The sequence below is a fragment of the Chromohalobacter sp. 48-RD10 genome (genome assembly GCF_029889785.1).
GTDB lineage: Bacteria > Pseudomonadota > Gammaproteobacteria > Pseudomonadales > Halomonadaceae > Chromohalobacter.
The window spans coordinates 1-885 of the sequence record NZ_JARANX010000186.1 but is presented as its reverse complement, the minus strand read 5'-3'; the positions used below and the strand labels follow the sequence as shown (position 1 = coordinate 885).

At 64.5% G+C, this 885-nt stretch carries 2 protein-coding genes; one reads left to right on the top strand and one right to left on the bottom strand.

All coding sequences use genetic code 11. From position 1 onward, the window contains the following. Nucleotides 1-178 (top strand): GTP cyclohydrolase, FolE2/MptA family (locus OP496_RS18145; RefSeq protein ID WP_280565379.1); only part of this gene is annotated, 178 nt, incomplete at its 5' end. Between the two features lie 75 nt (nucleotides 179-253). On the opposite strand, the gene OP496_RS18140 is transcribed toward OP496_RS18145, so the two are convergent. Next, nucleotides 254-885 (bottom strand): metal ABC transporter permease (locus tag OP496_RS18140; RefSeq protein WP_280565376.1); only part of this gene is annotated, 632 nt, incomplete at its 5' end.

Sequence of the window (885 nt, the reverse complement as noted above, 5' to 3'; positions counted from 1 at the left end):
CCTGGCCAATGGCCAGAACTTGATGTTCTGCGAGGATGCCGCGCGCCGTGTACGGCATGCCCTGCAAGCGCGCGACGAGGTACAGGGTTTCCAGGTACGCATCGTGCACGCCGAAAGCCTGCATGCCCATGATGCAGTGGCACATGCAGAATGGAACTGGACACCCGCGCCCTCCTGATGCAGCGCGTGGCAGCCCCTATGCCCCGAACCCGTCCAACAGACGGGCTCGTCGTCTCCGGCCCAACCTGATATGTCAGGCTCGACCTGAAGCGTCTCTGCGCCCGGCGCGGGAGGCCATGGCCCGCCATAGTAAGCGTCGGGCATTCGCGATCACGCCCGCCAGCGCAAACAAGGCCGCCGCGAGACTGACGATGGTGGGGCCCGTCGGCGTATCGAACCAATAGGCCGTCTGTAGCCCGCCGACGGCGGCCGTCATGCCGACCAAGGCCGCGGCCACCACCATGGTCTCCGGCGTGCGGCTGAACGTGCGTGCCGTCGCGGCGGGAATGATCAACAAGGCAGCAATCAGCAATACGCCGACGACCTTCAAGGCAACGGCCACCACGATGGCCAGCGACAAGGTGAGAATGAGCTGTTCGCGTTGCGGGTCGATACCACTGGCATGGGCCAGATCCGCATTGAGCGTCGCGGTCAGCAGGCGCGACCAGCGCCATCCCATCAACGCCATGACCAGCGCCGCGCCTCCCCAGATGATGGCAAGATCGGTCTTGCCGACGGCCAGGATATCGCCGAACAGGTAGGCCATCAGATCGATGCGTACGCCGGAAACGAAGGACACCGCCACCAGACCCAATGCCAGCGACGAATGCGCCATGACCCCCAATAGCGTATCCATGGCATACCCCTTGCCGCTCAGCAGCGACA